We start from the raw sequence: 20,282 nt of genomic DNA, 5'->3' as shown, positions 1-20,282 counted from the left end.
TTACCGCGTGGCCTCGGCGAGGGCGAGCAGCGAGAGGGCGTCGTGGTCCGGCGTGCCCGGCTCGGCCTGGAAGACGGTGATCCGGATCCCGTCGTCGCTCGTGCGCAGCACCTCCCACGTGGTGGTGACCGTTCCCACCGCGGGGTGGTGGAAGGCCTTCTGGGTCCCGACCTTGCGGCGGACGTCGTGGCGCGCCCACAGCGAGGCGAACTCCGGGCTCGCCGCGGACAGCTCCTCGACCAGCGCCGCGACGTCGGGCGCCTCGGGGTCGGTGGCGAGCACGGTGCGCAGGTCGGCCACGGCGCCCGCGGCCGTCGTCTGCCAGTCGGCGAACAGCGTCCGCGCGAGCGGGTGCCGGAAGATGTAGCGAACCGTGTTGCGCTGCTCGGGCGGCCAGTCCGTGAGGCCCTGGTAGAGCGCGTACCCCTCGGGGTTGGCGGCGAGGACGTCGCCGGTGCGGCCCAGCACCAGGGACGGGCACGGCCGCAGGTTCTCCAGCAGCAGCCGCAGCCCCGCCGGGACCGTCCGCGCAGCCGGGCGGCGCACCGGCCTGCGCCGTGCGGCGTGGTCGGCGAGCGCGAACAGGTGCGCCCGGGCGTCGTCGTCGAGCTGCAGGGCGTTCGCCAGCGCCCCGAGCACCGCGCTGCTCGGGTTGCGCTCCTTGCCCTGCTCCAGCCGGATGTAGTAGTCGACGCTCACCCCGGCGAGGGCGGCGAGCTCCTCCCGCCGCAGGCCCGGCGTGCGCCGCAGGCCCACGCCGACGGGCAACCCCACGTCCTCCGGCCGCACCCGGGCCCGGCGGGCCCGCAGGAACGCGGCCAACGCTGTCGAGCTCACGCCACCATGGTCGCGCGAACGGCGCGGTCGTGGGTGGCCCTGTCACTGCTACCGACGCGAGGACCAGGAACGGCACGACCTGAACGGCGCGCGCGAACGGCCCGATCGTGGTGGCATGCAGACCTCGACCCCTGTGCGTGAACGCCCCACCTCGACCGCGCCGCGGCGCTGGAAGATGTGGGTGCTGCTGACCCTCGCGATCTACCCGCTGATCCTCCTTCTCGTCACGCTGACGAATCCGCTGCTGGCCGGGCTACCCACGGCCGTGCGCTTCCTCGTCGTGGTGCCGCTCATGTCCTCGACGGTGGTCTGGGTGGTGATCCCCCAGATCCACCGCTGGTTCGGGCGGTGGCTCACGACCTGACCGCCGATCGGCGAGATCCGGCCCGGTCGGCGGCCCCGGTGATCCGTACGGCGGCGCACGTGCTCGAGGGCTCGGCGGGCGGCTGCGCGTCCGCGACCGCGGTGACAGGTGTGGCCGGGGGCAGCCTTCTCGCGCCTCCGAACCGGAGTCGGCGGCCGGCGGTCCGCGCCCGGGGCCCACGATCTCGATCATGCCGACCACCGACCTCGCGCCGTTCCACCTCGCCGCCCGGAACGGCTACTTCGAGGGCGTGCACGTCGAGACGGTCACCGCACTGACGCGGCCAGGCGTCGCTCGCCGAGCTGATCACCGGCGAGGTGGACGTCGCCTACGGCGGCTGCACCCGTTCTCCGTGGCGCAGAGCCGGGGCGCAGCCGACCTGCGCGTCGTCGCGGACGCCTCGTCGGCCGCGCCGGCCACCACGATGGTCGTGGCGCTGCCCGGCTCCGGGGTGCGCTCACTCGCCGATCTCGCGGGCAAGCGGATCGCGGTCACCGCGACCAACACGATCTCCGCCACGTTCGGTGAAGTCGGCGGTGCGGGAGGCCGGGGTCGCCCCTTCCGGGGTGCAGCGGATCAGCATCCCGTTCCCCGAGACGGCGGGCCGGGCTCGACCGCGGTGACGTCGACGCGGCGTTCCAGCGCGCCCCGGCGTTCCGGGGCGGGCACCGCGCGGTCGCCGACCTGTGCTTCGCCGTGGCGGCGGGCGAGCTCGTGTGCGTGGTCGGGCCCCGTCCGGTTGCGGCAGGTCGACGCTGCTGCGCGCCGTCGGCGGGTTGCTCGCGCCGGAGCACGGCGAGGTCCGGCTGCGCGGCGACCCCGTCCGCGGGGTGCCGCCGGACCTCGCGATCGTGTTCCAGGACTACACCCGCTCCCTCTTCCCGTGCTCACCACGCGTCAGAACGTCGCGTTCCCCCTGCGGTGGCGCGGGTTCGACCGGGCCACCCGGCGCCGGCCGAGGACGCCGTGCACCGCGTCGGGCTCGCCGGCAGCGGCGACCGGTAGCCGTGGCAGCTGTCCGGCGGCAGGCAGCAGCGCGCGGCGATCGCCAGGGCGCTGGTCTGCCGGCCCACCGTCCTCCCGGTGGACGAGCCGTTCGCGTCGGTCGACGCGCAGACCCGCCTCGAGCTGGAGGACCCGCTGCCCAGGTCCAGCCCGGGTTACCGGACGTCAGACCACCACGTTGACCAGGCGGCCGGGCACCACGATCACCTTGCGGGGCGAGCGGCCGTCCAGCGTGGCGGCGACCTTCTCGTCGGCCAGCGCCGCCTGCTCCACCTGCTCGTTGGTGGCGTCGGCGGGCACGGTGACGCGCGAGCGCACCTTGCCGTTGATCTGGATCGGGTACTCGACGGTCTCGGCCACCAGGTAGCGCTCGTCGGCCACCGGGAACGGCTGGTAGGCCAGGGTGGTGTCGTGGCCCAGCTTCGCCCACAGCTCCTCGGCGATGTGCGGCGTCAGCGGCGCCATCATCAGCACCAGCGGCTCCGCGACGGAGCGGGGCACGCCGACCGAGCCGTAGACCTTGGTCAGGTGGTTGTTCAGCTCGATCAGCTTCGCGGCGGCGGTGTTGTAGCGCAGGCCCTCGTAGTCGCTGCGCACCCCGGCGATCACCCGGTTCAGGATGCGCAACGTCTCGGTGTCCGGCTCGTCGTCGGTCACCCGGGTCTCGCCGGTGTGCTCGTCCACCAGGTTGCGCCACACGCGCTGCAGGAACCGGTGCGAGCCGATCACGTCGCGGGTGGACCAGGGCCGGGACGCCTCCAGCGGGCCCGTCGACATCTCGTACAGGCGGAACGTGTCGGCGCCGTAGCGCTCGCACATCTCGTCGGGCGTCACCACGTTCTTCAGCGACTTGCCCATCTTCCCGTACTCCTGGCGCACGGGCTGGCCGTTCCACGTGAAACGGCCGTGTTCGTCCTCGACCACCTCCTCGGCCGGGACGTAGGCGCCGCGGGCGTCGGTGTAGGCGTAGGCCTGGATGTAGCCCTGGTTGACCAGCCGGCGGAACGGCTCCTCGGAGCTCAGGTGGCCCAGGTCGTACAGGACCTTGTGCCAGAACCGCGCGTACAGCAGGTGCAGCACCGCGTGCTCGACCCCGCCGACGTACAGGTCGACGCCACCCGGGTCGTCCGGCCGCGACGGGTCCTTGCCCATCCAGAACTTCTCGACCTCGGGGTCGACGAACCGCTCGTGGTTCTCCGGGTCCAGGTAGCGCAGCGGGTACCAGCACGAACCCGCCCACTGCGGCATCGTGTTGGTCTCGCGCCGGTAGCGCTTCCTGCCCTCGCCCAGGTCCAGCTCGACCTCGACCCAGTCCTTCGCGCGCGACAGCGGCGGCTCGGGCTCGGTGTCGGCGTCCTCGGGGTCGTAGGTCTTGGGGGAGTAGTTCTCCAGGTCCGGCAGCTCGACCGGCAGGTGGTCGGGCGGCAGGGCGATCGGGCCGTGCTCGTCCCAGACGATCGGGAACGGCTCGCCCCAGTACCGCTGGCGGGAGAACAGCCAGTCGCGCAGCTTGTACTGCACGACCGCCTCGCCTGCGCCCTTGCCCGCCAGCCACTCGGTGATGGCCTGCTTCGCCTCGGCGACGCCCAAGCCGTTCAGGCTGATCTCGTCGTTGGCCGAGTTGATCGCGGGCCCGTCACCGGTGTACGCCTCGCCGTCCCAGCCCTCGGGCGGCTGCACGGTGCGCACGATCGGCAGACCGAACTCCTTCGCGAAGTCCCAGTCGCGCTGGTCCTGGCCGGGCACGGCCATGATCGCGCCGGTGCCGTAGCCCATCAGCACGTAGTCGGCGACGAACACCGGGATGTGCTCGCCGTTGACCGGGTTGGTGGCGTACGCGCCGGTGAAGACGCCCGTCTTCTCCTTGTTCTCCTGCCGGTCCAGCTCCGACTTGCGCGCGGCGGCGTCCCGGTAGGCGGAGACGGCCTCGCGCGGCGTCGCGGCGCCACCGGTCCAGCGCTCGTCGACGCCGTCGGGCCACCGCTCGGGCACGATCTCGTCGACCAGCGGGTGCTCGGGGGCCAGCACCATGTAGGTGGCGCCGAACAGCGTGTCCGGGCGGGTGGTGAAGACCTCGATCTCGGTGCCGTCGACGGGGAAGCGGACCTGGGCGCCCTCGGAGCGGCCGATCCAGTTCCGCTGCATCGTCTTGATCGACTCCGGCCAGTCCAGCCGGTCCAGGTCGTCGATCAGGCGGTCGGCGTACGCCGTGATCCGCATCATCCACTGCTTCAGGTTGCGGCGGAACACGGGGAAGTTGCCCCGCTCGCTGCGCCCCTCCGCGGTGACCTCTTCGTTGGCCAGCACCGTGCCCAGGCCGGGGCACCAGTTGACGGGCGCCTCGGAGACGTAGGCCAGCCGGTAGCCGTCCAGCACGGCACGCTGCTCGGGCCTGGTCAGCTCGGACCACGCACGGCCGTCGGGCGTGGGCCGCTTGCCCTGCGCGAACTCGGCCTCCAGCTCGGAGATCGGCCGGGCCTTGTTCTGCTCCTCGTCGTACCAGGAGTTGAAGATCTGCAGGAAGATCCACTGGGTCCAGCGGTAGAACTCCACGTCGGTGGTGGCCACCGACCGGCGCTCGTCGTGGGCCAGCCCCAGCTGGCGCAGCTGCGCCTTGTACCGCTTGATGTTCTCCTCGGTGGTCTTCCGCGGGTGCGTGCCGGTCTGCACCGCGTACTGCTCCGCGGGCAGGCCGAACGCGTCGAAGCCCATGGCGTGCAGGACGGTGCGGCCGTTCATCCGCAGGTAGCGGCCCAGCACGTCGGTGCCGATGAAGCCCAGCGGGTGGCCGACGTGCAGCCCGGCTCCCGAGGGGTACGGGAACATGTCCAGCAGGTAGACCTTGTCGCGGCCGACGACACCGGGCTCGCCCCACGGCCCTGCCGGGTTGGGGGCGTGGAACGTGCCCTCGCGCTCCCACCGGTCCTGCCACCGGCGCTCGATCTGCGCGGCCAGCGCGGCGCCGTAGCGGAACGGCGGGGTGCCGTCGTTGCCGGCGGTCTCGGCGCGCTCGGGCGCGGCTGCGGTCGTGTCCGTGCTCATGTCCCGCTCCTGGGAAGTCCGTTGGTGGCCCGAAACCAGAAGACCCCCCTGCCCGAGGCAGAGGGGGTCGGCCGCGCCGGGGCGTGTGACACGCTCAGTGCGGCGCGGCCTCGAGAAGAAGTCGGCGAGCCACGTCCCCAGGGTAGCGCCGCCCCTTCGGCCGGCGCGATCGGGTATGCGCGGGACAGCCGGACGAGCCCGCGAGCGGGCCGGTGGTGACCTGCGGAGGAGACACGCAGGACCCGAGGAACGAGCACCCCAGCACCGAGGGAGCGGGACGCCGCCTCACCGGGGCCCACGAGCCGCCGCAACGACCACGGACACCCCCCGAGCGGGCCCGGCGGCGACCCGCGGAGGAGGCCCGCAGGGCGCGAGGAACGAGCGCCCGAGCACCGGGGAGCGGGGCGCCGCCTCATCGGGGCCCGCGAGCCGCCGGAGCGAAGCGGAGGCGATCCAACGCAGTAGCCTGGTTCGCGTGCCGCTTCCCGTCCGCCTGACCCTCGGCGTCCTGCTCGTCGTCCTCGGTGCCGCGCTCCTCGTGATCGCGCTGCTGGGGATGCGGCGGAAGCTGCGGCGCAACCGCTGGGCCGGGGTGCGCACGGTCGCGAGCCTGCGTTCGGAGGCCGCCTTCGCGGTGGCCAACCAGGTGGCCGCGGCGCCGCTGGGCGCGGCGGGTGGCGTGGCCGTCGCGGGCGGCGCTGCGCTGCTGGCGGGCGCCACCGGCGTGCTCGGGTGGACGCTGTTCGCGGTGAGCACGCTCGCGGCCCTCGTCCTCACCGGGGTGGGGGGTGTCGCGGGCGACCGCGCGGCCGCCGCCGTGCCGCTGCCCGCGCCCGGGCCGTCGGCCTGCGCGGGGACGTGCGCCGGCTGCGACCTGGTGGCGGGCTGCCGCACCGCGGCGGCGACCACCCAGGAGGCGGCCTCCCGGAACGGCTAGTTGTTCCGCAGGTCCAGCGGGTACGTCGCGAGCAGCGCGAGCGGCATCCCCTGCCGGCGCAGCACGTGGCCCCACAGGCTGCCGTTGTTGCGGGCCAGCACGTCGTCGGGGATGGCGGGCACGACGATCCAGTCGCCCCGCGCGATCTCGGCCGCGAGCTGCCCGGCGTCCCACCCCGAGTAGCCGGCGAACACGCGCAGGCCGCGCAGCCGCGGCGCGATCGCGGCCGGGTCGGAGTCGAGGTCGACCAGCGCCACCGGGCCGCGCACCGCGATCAGCCCGTCGACCGCGTTCGGGTCCTGCCCGGTGCGCACGGCCGCGAGGCACAGCGCCGTCTCGCTCTCCACCGGGCCCCCGACGAAGACCGACGGCGGCTGTGACGACAGCGGCGCCCACGACGGGAGCACGTCGCGCACGGTGACCTCGCTCGGGCGGTTCAGCACGACCCCGAGCGTGCCCCGCGGACGGTGCTCGATGATGTAGATCACGGTGCGGCGGAAGTGGGGGTCGAGCAGGCCGGGAGCCGCTACGAGCAGCGTGCCCGGGGCCACCTCCGAACCGGGAACCGAACCAGAACGGGAGCGCTCGTCCACCACGCGAACATCGTTGCACCCCGCCCGGGGCAGTAGCCTCCAGCCGTGCCGTCTTCGGGCTCGGGTGCGCCGTCCGCCGCTGCCGAGGCCCCCGGCTCGACCCGGGGGAGCAGGCTCGGCCTCGTCCGGTTCGTGCGGACCGGGGGCTTCCGGCGGCTGTTGGGTGTGCGCTTCGCCACGCAGTGGGGCGACGGCATGTTCCAGGCCGCCCTGGGTGGCGCCGTGCTGTTCAACCCCGAGCGGCAGGCCGACCCGCTGGCCGTCGCGGCCGGGCTCGCCGTGCTGCTGCTGCCGTACTCGCTCGTCGGGCCGTTCGCGGCGGCGCTCATCGACCGCTGGGACCGCAGGCGGGTCCTGCTGGGCGCGAGCCTCGTCCGGGCGGTGCTCGTGGTGGTCGTCGCGGCGGTGGTCCTGTCCGGCGGGGCGGGCCTCGCGCTCTACCTGCCGGCGCTCGCGGCGGCCGGGGTGAACCGGTTCGTGCTCGCCGCGCTGTCGGTCGCGCTGCCCCACGTCGTGCCGCGGCAGCACCTGGTGGAGGCCAACACCTTCGCCGTGACGGCAGGCGCCGCGGTGGCCGCCGTCGGTGGGGCGAGCGCGATCGGGTTGCGCGAGCTCGTCGGCACGGGCGACGCGGGATCGGGCGTGGTGACCCTGGTCGGCGTCGCGGGGTCGCTCACGGCCGCGGTCGTCGCCGCGGGCTTCCGGCGCAGGCAGCTCGGCCCCGACCGCACCGACGGGCGCCGGTCCACGATCGCGAGCGTCCTGCACGGGTTCTCCGACGGGGCGCGGGCCACGATCGCCACCCCGTCGGTCGCGGGCGCGTTCCTGGCGCTCGGGACGCACCGGCTCGCGTTCGGCGTCTCGACGCTGCTCACGCTGCTGCTGTTCCGCTACGCGTTCACCGACGCGGGCCCGCTCCGCGCTGGCATGGCCGGCCTCGGCGAGGCCGTCGTGCTCGCCGCGGCCGGGCTGGGCGCGGCCGCCGTGGTCACGCCGTGGATGGTGCGCCGGTGGGGGCGGCCGCGCACGGTGCGGGTGTCGCTCGTCGTCGCCACACTCGCCCAGCTCACGCTCGCGGCCCTGCTGTCGCTGCCGATCGTGATGGTGGCGGCGTTCGTCCTGGGTCTCACCGGGCAGGTCGTCAAGCTCTGCGCCGACGCCGCCGTGCAGGCCGAGGTCGGCGACGAGGTGCTCGGGCGCGTGTTCGCCCTCTACGACATCGTGTTCAACGTCGGCTACGTGCTGGCCGTGGCGTGCGCCGCCCTGCTCAGCCCGCCGGACGGGGCGGCGCCGTGGCTGTTCGGCAGCGCCGCCGTGCTGTACGTGGTCGGCCTCGCGGGGCACGACCTGCAGCTGCGCCGGGCCCGCAGGCGCGCGGCGGCCTGACCGTCAGGCCAGGCCGTTCTCCGCAGCCCACCGGCGCAGCTCGGCCTCGGCCTCCTCGCGGGGGAGCGGCCCGCGTTCCATGCGCAGCGCCAGCATGTGCTTGTAGGCCTTGCCCACCAGCGGGCCGGGCGGGATGCCCAGGATCTCCATGATCTCGTTGCCGTTCAGGTCCGGGCGGATGGCGTCGAGCGCCTCCTTCTCGCGCAGGCGGGCGATCCGCTCCTCGAGGGAGTCGTAGTTGCGCTGCAGCGCGGCGGCCCGGCGGCGGTTGCGGGTGGTGCAGTCCGATCGCACGAGCTTGTGCAGCCGGTCCAGCAGCGGGCCCGCGTCGGTGACGTAGCGGCGGACCGCGGAGTCGGTCCACTCGCCGCCCGAGTACCCGTGGAAGCGCAGGTGCAGGAACACCAGCTTCGAGACGTCGTCGACGATCGCCTTCGGGTACTTCAGCTCGCGCAGCCGCTTGCGCACCATCTTCGCCCCGACCACCTCGTGGTGGTGGAAGCTCACGCGCCCGTCGGGCTCCTTGCGTCGCGTCGCGGGCTTGCCGACGTCGTGCAGCAGGGCGGCGAGCCGCAGCACGAGGTCCGGCCCCTCGGTCTCGCGGTCGATCGCCTGCTCCATGACGACGAGCGAGTGCGTGTAGACGTCCTTGTGCTGCATGTGCTCGTCGATGGCGAGCCGCATGGCGGGGACCTCGGGGAGCACCTGCTCGCACAGGCCGGTGTCGACCATCAGCTCGATCGCCCGGCGCGGGTGCTTGCCGAGGATCAGCTTCGTGAGCTCGGCCTGTACGCGCTCGCGGGTGATGCGCGAGAGCTCGCCCGCCATATTCGTCATGGCGACGACAACCCGCTCGCTCGGGGTGAGGCCGAGCTGCGAGACGAACCGGGCGGCGCGCAGCATCCGCAGCGGGTCGTCGGCGAAGGAGTCTTCGGGCGCCGTCGGCGTGTCGAGGACGCCCGCGGCCAGCGCGGCGAGCCCGCCGTGCGGGTCGACGAAGCGCCGCTGCGACCCGGTGAGCTCGACCGCCATCGCGTTCACCGTGAAGTCGCGCCGGACCAGGTCGTCCTCGATCGACTCGCCGAAGCTCACGACCGGCTTGCGCGAGACCCGGTCGTAGGCGTCGGCGCGGAACGTCGTGATCTCGACGGTGGTGTCGCCGACGCGGGCGCCGACGGTGCCGAAGTCGATGCCGGTGTCCCACACGGCGTCGCTCCAGCCGCGCAGGACGCGGAGGATCTCCTCCGGCCGGGCGTCGGTGGTGAAGTCGAGGTCGGACACATCGCGGCCGAGCAGGGCGTCGCGGACGCTGCCGCCCACGAGGTAGAGCCGGTGGCCCGCATCGGCGAACCGGGCGGCGAGCTGCTCGGCGACCGGGCCGATCGTGACCATCTGCACAACCGCATTTTCCTGGGCTCGCAGGAGTTCGGCAGGTGCGGCGCCGGAGGCCGTGGCGGGTGCAGACACGGCGCGCCAGTCTATGCGTCCCCCGTCCGGGCGGCGACGAGGATGTGGCGAGGTCGCTACCGGCCCGGTCACCGTCGGTAGCGAGCCGGGGACCGACGGACACGGCGCACGGCTCGTGGCGGCGTTCACCGCCCATCGCTCGTTACGATCGCCACATGTCTTCATCCCGCGGCCGCTCCGGGGGGCGTCGCGGGGGCAGGTCGGTCGAACGCCGCAGGCGGCTGCGCACGGTCGACGAGACGTCGGCGGGCGGGCTCATCGTCGACCACGCCACGGGCGCAGCCGCGATCATCGGCCGCCTCGACCGCAAGGGACGACTGCTGTGGTCGCTGCCGAAGGGCCACATCGAGCCGGGGGAGACGGCCGAGGAGGCGGCGGTGCGCGAGGTCGAGGAGGAGACCGGCATCATCGGCCGTGTGGTCGCACCGCTCGGCACGATCGACTTCTGGTTCGTCGCCGAGGACCGCCGCGTCCACAAGACCGTGCACCACTTCCTGCTGCAGGCGCTCGGCGGCGAGCTGTCCGACGACGACGTCGAGGTCGCCGAGGTGGCGTGGGTCCCGCTCGAGGAGCTCGAGCAGCGCCTCGCCTACGCCGACGAACGCCGTTTGATCAGGAGAGCCACCGAGCTGCTGGAGGAGACCGCGTGAAGCCGGTCGCGACGCTCGTCGCGATCACCCTGCTGGCGCTGGCCGGGCTGTTCGGCACCGGTCCGGTCGCCGGCGCGGCCGCGGAGCCCTCGGCGGCGGGGCAGCGGGCGGCGGACGGCCCGCTGCGGCTGGACCTCACGGACATGTCCCCCCGGGTGGTCGCGGCGGGCGGCCCGCGCGACCTCGTGGTGGCCGGCACGATCACCAACACCGGCGACGTGCCGGTGCACGACCTGCTCATCCGGGTGCAGCGCGGCGACCCGCTCCAGTCGGAGGGCGCGCTGCGCGACGCGCTGGACGGCACCGCGCGCACCGACGCGATCACACCGCAGTTCATGCCGCTCCCGGGCGAGCTCGCGCCCGGTGAGCAGATGCCGGTGCGGCTCACGCTGCCGCTGCGGGGAGCGCCGGAGACGAGCCTCGCGCTCGAGTCCACCGGTGTGCACGAGCTGCTCGTCAACGTCAACGGGTCGCCGGGGGACGGGCCGCGCGCCCGGCTCGACGCGGCGCGGGTGCTGCTGCCGGTGCTGTCGCTGCCGCCCGACCCGGAGGCCCCCGACGAGGTGCCCCAGGCCACCACCGGGGGCGCGACGCCGTTCGCGATGCTGGTGCCGATCACGGACGTGCCGCGCAGGCTCGCGACCGTCCCCGGCGAGCCGACCCTGCTCACCGACGACGAGCTGGCCACCTCGTTCACCCCCGAGGGACGCCTCGGCGGCGTGGTGGGCGCGCTCGCCCGCAACGCCCCCGAGGGCTCCCGGGTGCGGGAGGCGACGTGCCTCGCGATCGACCCGGACCTGGTGCAGACCGCCGCGCTGATGAGCAGCTCGGACGGCTACCAGGTCCTCGGCCCGGACGGCGCGCCGGTGCCGGGCGCGGGCGGGGCGGCCGCGGCTCAATGGCTCCAGCAGCTCGCCTCGGTGGCGCGCACCGGCTGCGTGGTGGCCCTGCCCTTCGCCGACGCCGACCTCGTCGCCCTCACCCGCGCCGGCCTGACCGACCTCGCCGAACGCGCGATCACCGAGGGGCGGCAGGTGCTGCAGGAGATCCTCCAGGCGCCGGTGGTCCCGGACGTGACGTGGCCGGTCGAGGGCGCCGTCGACGAGGCGACGCTCGCGCTGGCGGCGCGCGCGGGCGGGCGGTCGCTGCTGCTGTCGGCGGACGCCGTCGAGCAGCGCCGCGCGACGGGGGACGCGGGCGTGTTGCCGATCGCGGGTGGGCAGCGCACCCAGTTCGCGGTGCTCACCGACCCGCTCCTCACCCGGGCCGCCGCCGGCCTCCCGGACGCGCCGGGAGGCGACCTCGGCGCGATGCGACGCAGCTCGGCGTCGTCGGCGAGCCCCGCGGGCACCTCGAGCCCGCTGTCCACGCAGGACCTCATCGGGGCGCTCGCGTTCCGCACGCAGGACCCGGAGGACATCGCCGAGCGCGCGAGCGGTCCGCTCGTGCTCGCCCCACCGCACCAGTGGATCGCGGGCGGCGCCGCCACCGAGGCGCTGCTCGGCGCCGTGGACCAGCTGCTCGACGTCGGGCGGATCGTGCCGCAAGCCCTCGACGACCTGCTCGCCGTCGGGCCGCCGACGGGCACGGCCGCCCTGCCGATCACCTACCCGCTGCACGTCGGCGCGCGCGAGGTGACCGGGCCCGCCATCGACCGGGTCCGCGCCACCTCGGCGGCCATCGAGGACCTCGCCACCGCCGCCGTGCCGAACTCCGAGGTCGGCGTCAGCCCCGAGGAGGCGTTCACCCCCCTGCGGCGCGGCCTGCTGCGCCCGGTGTCGGCGGCGTGGCGCGCCCGGCCCGAGGCGGCCGAGGCCGCGGCCGAGGAGCTCGCCGACCGGGTGGCCGCGCTCAGGGGTTCCATCCGCGTGCTCGAGCCGCCCGGCCCCTACTCGCTCGGCACGTCCGACGCGCCGCTGCTCATCACCGTGGCCAACGGCCTCCCGGTCACCGTGCGGGTGAACGTGGACATCCTGCCGTCGTCCGGCCTGCGGGTCGCCCCGATCGAACCCCAGGAGGTGCCGCCGCTGGGCAGGCGCCAGGTGCGGGTGAGCGCGCAGGTGACCCGGTCCGGCCAGTTCAGCGTCCAGGCGACGGTGCGGACGCCCGGCGGCGAGCTGCTCGGGCAGCCGAGCCGGTTGCGGGTCCGCTCCACCGCCTACGGCACCATCACGGTGTGGCTGACGGCGAGCGCGGGCATCCTGCTGGTGGTGCTGGCCGGCCGCAGGATCGTGCGCCGAATCCGTGGGGAGCCGCCGAACGGACGGCCCGGCTCGGCCCCGCCGCCCAGCCCCCCGGACCGCCCGACCGACCCGCGCGCCCCCCACGCGGGGGAGGCGTTCCCCGACCCGAACGCCGTCACGGACCGCCTCCCGGCGGTCCCGCCGCCGGGCCACCGCCGCCCGCCCGGCCCCCCGCGCGTCCCGAGCCCGTGACCGACCCGGCGCCGGACGACGCGGTCACCGAACGGATCCCGGTCGTGCCGGCGTCGCAGCCGCGGTCCGAACCGTCGCTGGGCCGGTCCAGCAGCCTGATGGCGCTGGGCAGCCTGGCCAGCCGGATCACCGGGTTCCTGCGGCAGGTCGCGCTGTTCACGGTGCTCGGCGCCACCGTGCTCAACGACTCCTACACGCTGTCGAACACGCTGCCGAACATCGTCTACGAGCTGCTCATCGGCGGCGCGCTCAGCAGCATGATGATCCCGCTGCTGGTGCGGGCGCAGCGCGAGGACCCCGACGGCGGCGAGGCCTACACCCGCAAGCTGATCACGATCACCGGCGCGGCGCTGCTGCTCGCCACGGCGGCGGGCATGCTAGCCGCCCCGCTGCTGACCCGGCTCTACCTGGGCGGGCAGACCAGCAGCACGGCCGACCCCGAGCTCGCCACGACGCTCGCCTACATGCTCCTGCCCCAGGTCTTCTTCTACGGCCTGGGCGCGGTGCTCGGCGCGGTGCTCAACAGCCGCGGCTCGTTCGGGGCGTTCGGCTGGGCGCCGGTGCTGAACAACGTCGTGGTGCTCGGCGTCGTCGGCGTCTACCTCGTGGTGCCGGAGGGCGCCCGCCTGCTCGTGCTCGGCCTCGGCACGACGCTGGGGATCGCCGCCCAGACCCTCGTGCTGCTGCCCGCGGCGCGGCGCGTCGGCTTCCGGTACCGCCCACTGTGGGGTTGGGACCCACGCCTGACCAAAGCGGCAGGTCTCGGCGCGTGGGCCGTGGTCTACGTCCTGATCGGACAGGCAGGTCTGATCGTCACCACCCGGGTGGCGACCTCCGCCGACGCGGGCGCCTTCGCGATCTACACGAACGCGTGGCTCCTGCTGCAGGTGCCCTACGGCGTCCTCGGGGTCTCGCTGCTCACCGCGCTGATGCCGCGCATGTCGCGGGCCGCGGCCGAGGGCCGCACCGCGGACGTGGCCGCCGACCTGGGGCTGGGCGGCAGGCTCGCCTCGGTGCTGCTGGTGCCGATCTCGGTGTTGCTCACGGTGTTCGGCACCGCGGTCGGGGTCGCGCTGTTCGGCCTGAGGTCGGGCAACCTCGACGGCGCCGGCCGGCTCGGCGCGGCCCTCGCGGTGTCGGCGTTCGGGCTGCTCCCGTTCGCCTTCACGATGCTGCAGGCCCGCGTGTTCTACGCGCTCACCGCGCACCGCACGGCGACGTTCGTGCAGCTCTGCGTGGTGGCCACCAAGATCCCGCTGATGCTCGCCTGCCCGGCGCTGTTGGCACCGGAGGACGTCGTGCTCGGCCTCGCGGCCGCCAACAGCGCCTCGTTCGTGGTGGGCGCGGTGATCGGCCAGCTGATCCTCCGGCGGATGCTCGGCAGCGTCCCGACCGCGTCCGTGCTCGCCACCGCGGGCCGCAGCGCGATCGCCGCCGCAGTGGGCGTGCTGCTCGCCGCGGGGATCGTCGCGCTGCTCGCCGCGGGCCCGCTCGCCGGGCTCGCCCCGCTGCCCCGGGCGTGGGTCGAGCTGGGGGTCGCGGTCGTGGTCGGCGGACCGGTAACGGTGCTGGTCATGCGGCTGATAGGCATAAGTGAGGTCCGGGTCGTGATGGACCGACTCGAACGGCTCGTCGACAGGGGGAAGTCTCAGCGCGGCGCACGCCGCTGACGTAGGCTTTCCCACGGGCGAGGTGTGGTTCGCGATTGCCGGGGAGGGCGGAGCGGTGAGTGAGTTGGCGAGCCCACCGTCCGGTGCGGCCGCGCCCGGGGAGTCGACCGAGGAGGCGGCTGCTCCGGTGGACACCTCACCCCACGTGCCCGAGCAGCAACGCGCCGACGACCGGGCCGCCGCGGTCGCCGACCTGCCCACCGCGCCCGCGGTCCCGCCGGTGCCCTCGGGCACCATCGCGGGCAGCCTGCTGGCCAGCCGCTACCGGCTGCGCACCCGCGTCGGCACCGACCCCGCCGCCTGCGCGGAGTTCTGGCGGGCCGAGGACACGATCCTGCGCCGCGACGTCGCCGTCACCGTGCTGCGGCGGCCCGCGCCCGACGCGGTGTTCGACGACGGGCTCTCCGCCGTGGCGCGCGCCGAGCAGATGGTGGTGCGCACGCTGCGGTCCGGCAGCTTCGAGCACAGCGGGTGCGCCCGGCTGCTCGACGTGCTCACGCCCGGCGCCGCCAGCCTCCCGGAGGACGTACTGGGCGCCGCGGTCACCGAGTGGGTGCCCGGCCGCAGCCTCGGCGAGGTGGTGGCCGACGGCCTGATCAAGCCGCTCGCCGCGGCCCGCGCCGTCGTCCCGCTGGCCGAGGCCGCCGAGGCGGCCCATCGGCACGGGCTCGTCCTCGGCTGCGACCACCCGCAGCGCGTCCGGATCACCCCGGACGGGCGCGCGCAGCTCTGCTTCGCGCTGCCCCGCTCGAACGTCACGCCGGCCGACGACGTCCGCGGCCTCGGCGCCGTGCTCTACACGCTGCTGACCAGCCGCTGGCCGCTGTCGCCCGCGGACGCCGCCCGCGCGGGCCTCGCCGCGGCCGAACGCACCGAGGGCGGGGCGCTGCTGCCGCCGTCGGAGGTGCGGCCGGGCGTCCCGGTCGAGCTCGACACGCTGACCCAGGGCACCCTCGGCCCAGACGGCGTCCCGGGCCACGTCCACACCGCCGCCGCGGTGCAGCGCCTGCTCACCGAGGTGGTCGCCGAGGACGACCGGATGGCCCTCTTCCCGCCCGCCGACGACGGCGTTCCCTCTTCGCCCGAGGACGTGTGGCAGGACCGGGGCCACGCGGTCACCCCGCCCGACCCGCAGCGCCGCCGGAAGATGACCATCGCGCTCACCTCGCTCGGCGCCGCGGTGCTCATGGTCCTCGGCTACCTGGGCGTGCAGCTGGGCGACATGTTCGTCGACAGCGGTGGGCCGCCCATCGTCGTCGAGGGCGAGCCGGTGCAGCCCGAGCCGGGCCAGGCGCAGATCGTGCCGCTGCCCGCGGCGCCGATCGTCGGCGGCGTCAACGTCGAGGTCTACGACCAGGGCGGCGACCCCGACAACGCCGAGCGGGCCACCCGGGTCATCGACCGCGACCCGGCCACCGGCTGGAACACCTCGACCTACTACCAGCAGTTCCCGGCGTACCGGCCCGGCATCGGGATCATGGTGTCCTTCGCGTCGGCGGTGCAGCTGTCCGATCTCACGATCGTGTCGCAGAGCCGGGGCACCGTCGTCGAGATCCGCTCGGCCCCGTCGGCCGACGCCCCGCTCGCGGAGACGGAGAAGATCACCGAGGTCACCCTCGAGGGCGGTCGCACGCCGGTGTCGCTCGCCGGGAGCCAGCCCGTCGAGCACGTGCTGCTGTGGATCACCAAGCTGTCCGAGCGCGACGGGGGCTACGGCAGCGAGATCAACGAGATCGAGTTCCGCCGCGCCGGGGCCTGAGCCCGCGACTTCTGCGAAACGCCCACGGGAACGGGGCCTTGCGGCCTAGTGTCCGATCATGGGCGGGCGAAGCGACGCGGAGCTGCTCGCCGCGCACCGGGCGGGCGACCCGCGCGCGTTCGCCGAGCTGGACGCCCGGTACCGGAAGCGGCTGTGGGGGATCGCCCTGCGCACCCTCGGCCACCCCGAGGACGCCGCCGACGTCGTGCAGGAGACCCTGCTCGCCGCGTTCCGGCGGGCCGACGGCTACCGGGGCGACGCGTCGGTGCGGACGTGGCTGCACCGGATCCTGGTCAACGCCTGCATCGACCGGATCCGAAGGGAGAACCGCCACCGCACCGTCCCGCTCCCCGAGGCCGAGCCGCGGGAGCGGGGAGCGGACGTGGCGTCGGACGTCGTCACCCGGCTGTCGGTCGACGCCGCGCTCGCCGAGCTGCCCGCCCACCAGCGGGTGGCGGTGGTGCTCGTGGACGTGCACGGTTGGCCGGTCGAGGAGGTCGCCCAGGTCCTGGAGGTGCCGGTCGGCACGGTGAAGAGCCGGTGCGCCCGCGCCCGGCTCCGGCTGGGCGCGCTGCTGGGCCACGTGCGGGAGGAGGAGCGGTGACCGACCGAACCGAACGCCCCGCCCTGCCCGCCGAGCTGCTGGCCGACCTCGACGCGGGCCTGCTCGACCCCGAGCGCGCGGCCGAGGTGCGGGAGGCGGCGGCCCGGGACGCCGACGCCACGGCCGTGCTCGCCGGCCTCGCCGCGACCCGGGCCGAGCTCGCCGGGCTGGCCGACCCCCCGCTTCCCGCGAGGTACGCGGCCCGGTGGGACGCCGCCCTGGCCGCGGAGGCCGCCGCCCGCCCGAGCCGGCGGTCCCGGCGCCGGCGGGTGCGGCCGGCGCTCGTCGCGGCGGCCGTGCTCGCGGCCACCCTCGTCGTGGGGCTGCTGTGGGGACCGCGCGAGGGGGAGCCGATCTCGCTCGACGGGGTGGACCCGGTGGCGGCGGGCCTCACCGTCCGCGGCGACTTCGACGTCGGCGACCTCGCCGACCCGGGCCGCAGGGCCGCCTGCCTGCGCGCCGTCGCCCCGCCCGGCGTGGATCCGCAGGCCCCGCTGCTGGGCGGCCGCGACGTCGTCACCGGTGGGCGGGACGGGGTGCTCCTGCTGCTCGCGGGCGGGGCGCGGGGGCGCCTGCACGTCGTGGTCGTCGCGCCCGGCTGCGGACCGGACGGCGGGGTGCTGCTCGAGGCGCGCACGATCGGCGGGTGAGCCCGCTCACGTGGCCGACGGGTCCCTCTGCGGTGGAATGCCCGTTGCTGGGAAGGTGTTGCACGGCCTGTAGGAGACGAGGGAGGACGCAACCCGTGAGCAGCGATCGAGCGAGCGACGTTCGCGAACTGATCATCGTCGGGTCGGGCCCGGCCGGCTACACCGCAGCCATCTACGCGGCACGTGCCCAGCTGCGCCCCCTCGTGTTCGAGGGCACCCAGTTCGGCGGTGCGCTCATGACCACCACCGAGGTCGAGAACTACCCCGGCTTCACCGACGGGATCATGGGCCCCGAGCTGATGGAGCAGATGCGCGGCCAGGCCAAGCGCTTCGGCGCCGAGCTGCGGGCCGAGGACGTGGAGGAGATCTCCCTCCAGGGCGAGGTCAAGTCGGTGGTGGCCAACGGGGTCACCTACCGCTCTCGCGCGATCATCCTCGCGATGGGGGCCGCCGCCCGCTACCTGCACGTGCCCGGTGAGCAGGAACTGCTCGGGCGCGGCGTCAGCGCCTGCGCCACCTGCGACGGCTTCTTCTTCCGCGACAAGGACATCGCGGTGATCGGCGGCGGTGACTCGGCGATGGAGGAGGCGACCTTCCTCACCCGCTTCGCCCGCTCGGTCACGATCGTGCACCGCCGCGACGAGTTCCGCGCCTCGAAGATCATGCTCAAGCGGGCGCAGGACGACCCGAAGATGCGCTGGCGCACCAACGCCGAGGTCGTCGAGGTGCTGGGCGAGGGCAGCGTCTCCGGTTTGCGTCTTCGTGACACGAAGACCGGCGAGGAGTCGGTGCTCGAGGTCAGCGGCATGTTCGTCGCGATCGGCCACGACCCGCGCAGCGAGCTGGTCAAGGACCAGCTCGAGACCGACGAGAACGGTTACGTGAAGGTCCAGTCGCCGAGCACCCGCACCGCCATCCCGGGCGTGTTCGCCGCGGGCGACCTCGTCGACCGCGTCTACCGCCAGGCCATCACCGCCGCGGGCTCCGGGTGCGCCGCGGCCATCGACGCAGAGCGCTGGCTCGCCGAGGCCCCGGTGCCGAGCGAGTTGGTGGGCGGCGGGTACGGAACCGCGTCCGACGCGGTCGCGGCCGTCACCGCCTGAGCAAGGCAGCCAGAACCCGTCCGAGTTCGGGCAAGTTCCAGGGAACGGAGTACACATGGCCAACACCGTCGAGGTCACCGACGCCTCGTTCGAGAGCGCGGTCCTCAAGAGCGACAAGCCCGTCGTGGTCGACTTCTGGGCGACCTGGTGCGGGCCGTGCAAGATGGTCGCGCCCGTGCTCGACGAGATCGCGGCGGAGAACAAGGACAAGCTCACCGTCGCGAAGCTCGACATCGACGCCAACCCGGCCACCGCCCGGGACTACCAGGTGATGTCGATCCCCACGATGATCGTCTTCAAGGACGGCAAGCCGGTGAAGCAGATCGTCGGTGCCAAGCCGAAGTCGGCTCTGCTGTCCGACCTGGCCGACTACCTCGCCTGACCCGAGATCAGGCGCCGAAGCCCCGCCTCCGCTTCCCGGGGGCGGGGCTTCGTTCGTCGTGCGGCTTATCACGACACGAACACGGACGGACACGGCCCGCTGTCCGCGAGCCGCCCCCGGGCAGGGCAGAATGGTCCCTGGATCCGGATCGGGGGCGGGCGGTCCGAGCACGGGAAGCCACGACAGCGAGCGAGGGGTGCATGCAGCTGCTGCGCCGAGGTGACAGCGGTCCGGGTGTCGTCGAGATCCGGTCCACGCTGCGACGGTTCGGTCTGCTGCCCGAGACCGCCGCGAACGGGTCCCGCGAGGACTTCTTCGACGAAGAGGTCGAGCAGGCCGTCCGCGCGTTCCAGCAACAGCGGGGCCTCATCACCGACGGGATCGTGGGCCCCGCCACCTACCGCGCGCTGCGCGAGGCGGGCTGGCGCCTGGGCGACCGGATGCTCGCCTACATGGTCTCGTCGCCGATGAGCGGCGACGACGTCGTCGCGCTGCAGGAGCGCCTCCTCGAGCTCGGCTACGACCCCGGGCGCCCGAACGGGGTGTTCGACGAGCAGACCGAGGCGGCGCTCAAGAAGTTCCAGCGCGAGTACGGCCTCGTGCCCGACGGCCTGTGCGGGCCGGCCACCCTCCGGTCGCTGCGCCAACTCGGCCGGAAGGTCACCGGCGGCCGGCCCCGGCTGCTGCGCGAGCAGGAGCACCTGCGCCAGGCCGGGCCCCGCTTGCGCGGCAAGCGCATCGTGGTCGACCCGGGCCACGGCGGGCCGGACCGCGGCGTCGTCGTGGCGGGGGTCGCCGAGGCCGACATCGTGTGGGACATGGCCCGCCGGCTCGTCGGCCGGATGGCCGCCACCGGCATGGACGCCATGCTGTCGCGGCAGGAGGACACCTGCCCCACCGAGGCCGAGCGGGCCGCGTTCGCCAACCGCGCCGACGCCGACCTGGTGCTGTCGCTGCACACCGACGCCAACTCGAGCATGCAGGCCCAGGGCCTGGCCACGTTCCACTTCGGCAACGGGTCCGGCGCCACCTCCACGGTGGGGGAGGCGCTCGCCGGCTTCATCCACCGCGAACTGCTCATCCGCACCGGCATGTACGACTGCCGCATCCAGGCCCGCACGTGGGAGCTGCTGCGGCTCACGCGGATGCCTGCGGTGCGTGTCGAGATCGGCTACCTCACCAACATCGGCGACCGGCGCAGGCTGCTCGACCCGGTGTTCCGCGACATCGTCGCCGAGGGCATCCTCGTGGCGGTGAAGCGGCTGTACCTGCTCGGCAAGGACGACCAGCCGACCGGGACGTTCACCTTCTCCGACGTGCTCGCCCGCGAGCTGGAGCGGAACGAGGCCCAGGCCATCTGAGAGCCGTCCGACCCCCGGGTTGCGCCCACGGGGTTCG

The 20,282-nt window shown here is 74.4% G+C and carries 16 protein-coding genes and 1 pseudogene; 13 read left to right on the top strand and 4 right to left on the bottom strand.

What is annotated here, in order from left to right:
• Complete coding sequence (locus VKZ81_RS17145) at nt 1-837, bottom strand: helix-turn-helix domain-containing protein (protein ID WP_324242580.1); 837 nt, start codon at nt 835-837, stop codon at nt 1-3.
• Between the two features lie 115 nt (nt 838-952).
• Between VKZ81_RS17145 and VKZ81_RS17140 the strand changes: the two genes are divergently transcribed.
• Both VKZ81_RS17140 and VKZ81_RS35160 read left to right on the top strand, forming a co-directional pair.
• Nucleotides 953-1,201 carry a putative antibiotic biosynthesis monooxygenase gene (locus VKZ81_RS17140; RefSeq protein ID WP_324242579.1) on the top strand — a complete coding sequence of 83 codons (249 nt, stop codon included), beginning with the start codon at nt 953-955 and terminating at the stop codon, nt 1,199-1,201.
• Between the two features lie 1,014 nt (nt 1,202-2,215).
• Nucleotides 2,216-2,290: pseudogene (locus VKZ81_RS35160) on the top strand (ATP-binding cassette domain-containing protein); the annotation flags it as partial.
• Nucleotides 2,291-2,371: 81 nt separating this feature from the next.
• On the opposite strand, the gene leuS reads toward VKZ81_RS35160, so the two are convergent.
• Complete coding sequence (leuS, locus tag VKZ81_RS17130; protein WP_324242578.1) at nt 2,372-5,248, bottom strand: leucine--tRNA ligase; 2,877 nt, start codon at nt 5,246-5,248, stop codon at nt 2,372-2,374.
• 475 nt (nt 5,249-5,723) lie between these two features.
• On the opposite strand from leuS, the gene VKZ81_RS17125 reads away from it, so the two are divergent.
• A complete protein-coding gene (locus tag VKZ81_RS17125; protein ID WP_324242577.1) occupies nt 5,724-6,185 on the top strand; it encodes an SdpI family protein in 462 nt (153 codons plus the stop codon).
• Here VKZ81_RS17125 and VKZ81_RS17120 read toward each other — a convergent pair.
• Entirely contained in the window at nt 6,182-6,736 is a 555-nt protein-coding gene (locus tag VKZ81_RS17120; protein ID WP_324242576.1) for a YqgE/AlgH family protein, read from the bottom strand. The two genes, VKZ81_RS17125 and VKZ81_RS17120, sit on opposite strands and share 4 nt — an antisense overlap.
• Nucleotides 6,737-6,823: 87 nt before the next feature.
• Between VKZ81_RS17120 and VKZ81_RS17115 the strand changes: the two genes are divergently transcribed.
• Nucleotides 6,824-8,164, top strand: a complete 1,341-nt coding sequence (locus VKZ81_RS17115; RefSeq protein WP_324242575.1) for an MFS transporter — start codon at nt 6,824-6,826, stop codon at nt 8,162-8,164.
• 3 nt (nt 8,165-8,167) lie between these two features.
• Here VKZ81_RS17115 and VKZ81_RS17110 read toward each other — a convergent pair whose 3' ends face one another.
• Nucleotides 8,168-9,631, bottom strand: coding sequence for a CCA tRNA nucleotidyltransferase (locus VKZ81_RS17110; RefSeq protein ID WP_324242574.1), 1,464 nt, complete (start codon nt 9,629-9,631; stop codon nt 8,168-8,170).
• Between the two features lie 155 nt (nt 9,632-9,786).
• Between VKZ81_RS17110 and VKZ81_RS17105 the strand changes: the two genes are divergently transcribed.
• The 9 genes from VKZ81_RS17105 (at nt 9,787) to VKZ81_RS17065 (ending at nt 20,245) form a co-directional block, all read left to right on the top strand.
• On the top strand, nt 9,787-10,281 hold the full coding sequence (locus VKZ81_RS17105) for an NUDIX domain-containing protein (RefSeq protein ID WP_324242573.1): 495 nt from the start codon (nt 9,787-9,789) through the stop codon (nt 10,279-10,281).
• On the top strand, nt 10,278-12,716 hold the full coding sequence (locus tag VKZ81_RS17100; RefSeq protein WP_324242572.1) for a DUF6049 family protein: 2,439 nt from the start codon (nt 10,278-10,280) through the stop codon (nt 12,714-12,716). The genes VKZ81_RS17105 and VKZ81_RS17100 overlap by 4 nt, the downstream gene beginning before the upstream one ends.
• Nucleotides 12,713-14,386, top strand: a complete 1,674-nt coding sequence (murJ, locus tag VKZ81_RS17095; RefSeq protein WP_324242571.1) for a murein biosynthesis integral membrane protein MurJ — start codon at nt 12,713-12,715, stop codon at nt 14,384-14,386. The genes VKZ81_RS17100 and murJ overlap by 4 nt, the downstream gene beginning before the upstream one ends.
• Nucleotides 14,387-14,441: 55 nt before the next feature.
• On the top strand, nt 14,442-16,145 hold the full coding sequence (locus VKZ81_RS17090; protein WP_324242570.1) for a protein kinase family protein: 1,704 nt from the start codon (nt 14,442-14,444) through the stop codon (nt 16,143-16,145).
• A 58-nt stretch (nt 16,146-16,203) separates the two neighbouring features.
• Nucleotides 16,204-16,749, top strand: coding sequence for an RNA polymerase sigma factor SigM (gene sigM, locus VKZ81_RS17085; protein WP_324242569.1), 546 nt, complete (start codon nt 16,204-16,206; stop codon nt 16,747-16,749).
• Nucleotides 16,746-17,399 carry an RsmA family anti-sigma factor gene (locus VKZ81_RS17080; RefSeq protein WP_324242568.1) on the top strand — a complete coding sequence of 218 codons (654 nt, stop codon included), beginning with the start codon at nt 16,746-16,748 and terminating at the stop codon, nt 17,397-17,399. The genes sigM and VKZ81_RS17080 overlap by 4 nt, the downstream gene beginning before the upstream one ends.
• Nucleotides 17,400-17,494: 95 nt before the next feature.
• Nucleotides 17,495-18,502 carry a thioredoxin-disulfide reductase gene (gene trxB / locus VKZ81_RS17075; RefSeq protein ID WP_324242567.1) on the top strand — a complete coding sequence of 336 codons (1,008 nt, stop codon included), beginning with the start codon at nt 17,495-17,497 and terminating at the stop codon, nt 18,500-18,502.
• A 55-nt stretch (nt 18,503-18,557) separates the two neighbouring features.
• Nucleotides 18,558-18,884, top strand: coding sequence for a thioredoxin (gene trxA / locus VKZ81_RS17070; RefSeq protein WP_324242566.1), 327 nt, complete (start codon nt 18,558-18,560; stop codon nt 18,882-18,884).
• Nucleotides 18,885-19,084: 200 nt separating this feature from the next.
• Nucleotides 19,085-20,245, top strand: coding sequence for an N-acetylmuramoyl-L-alanine amidase (locus VKZ81_RS17065; protein ID WP_324242565.1), 1,161 nt, complete (start codon nt 19,085-19,087; stop codon nt 20,243-20,245).
• The last annotated feature ends 37 nt before the right edge of the window (nt 20,246-20,282 follow it).

The organism is Pseudonocardia sp., from assembly GCF_035305885.1.
Classification (GTDB): Bacteria; Actinomycetota; Actinomycetes; order Mycobacteriales; family Pseudonocardiaceae; genus Pseudonocardia.
The sequence above is the reverse complement of the archived record's forward strand: the minus strand, read 5'-3'. Positions and strand labels throughout refer to the sequence as shown.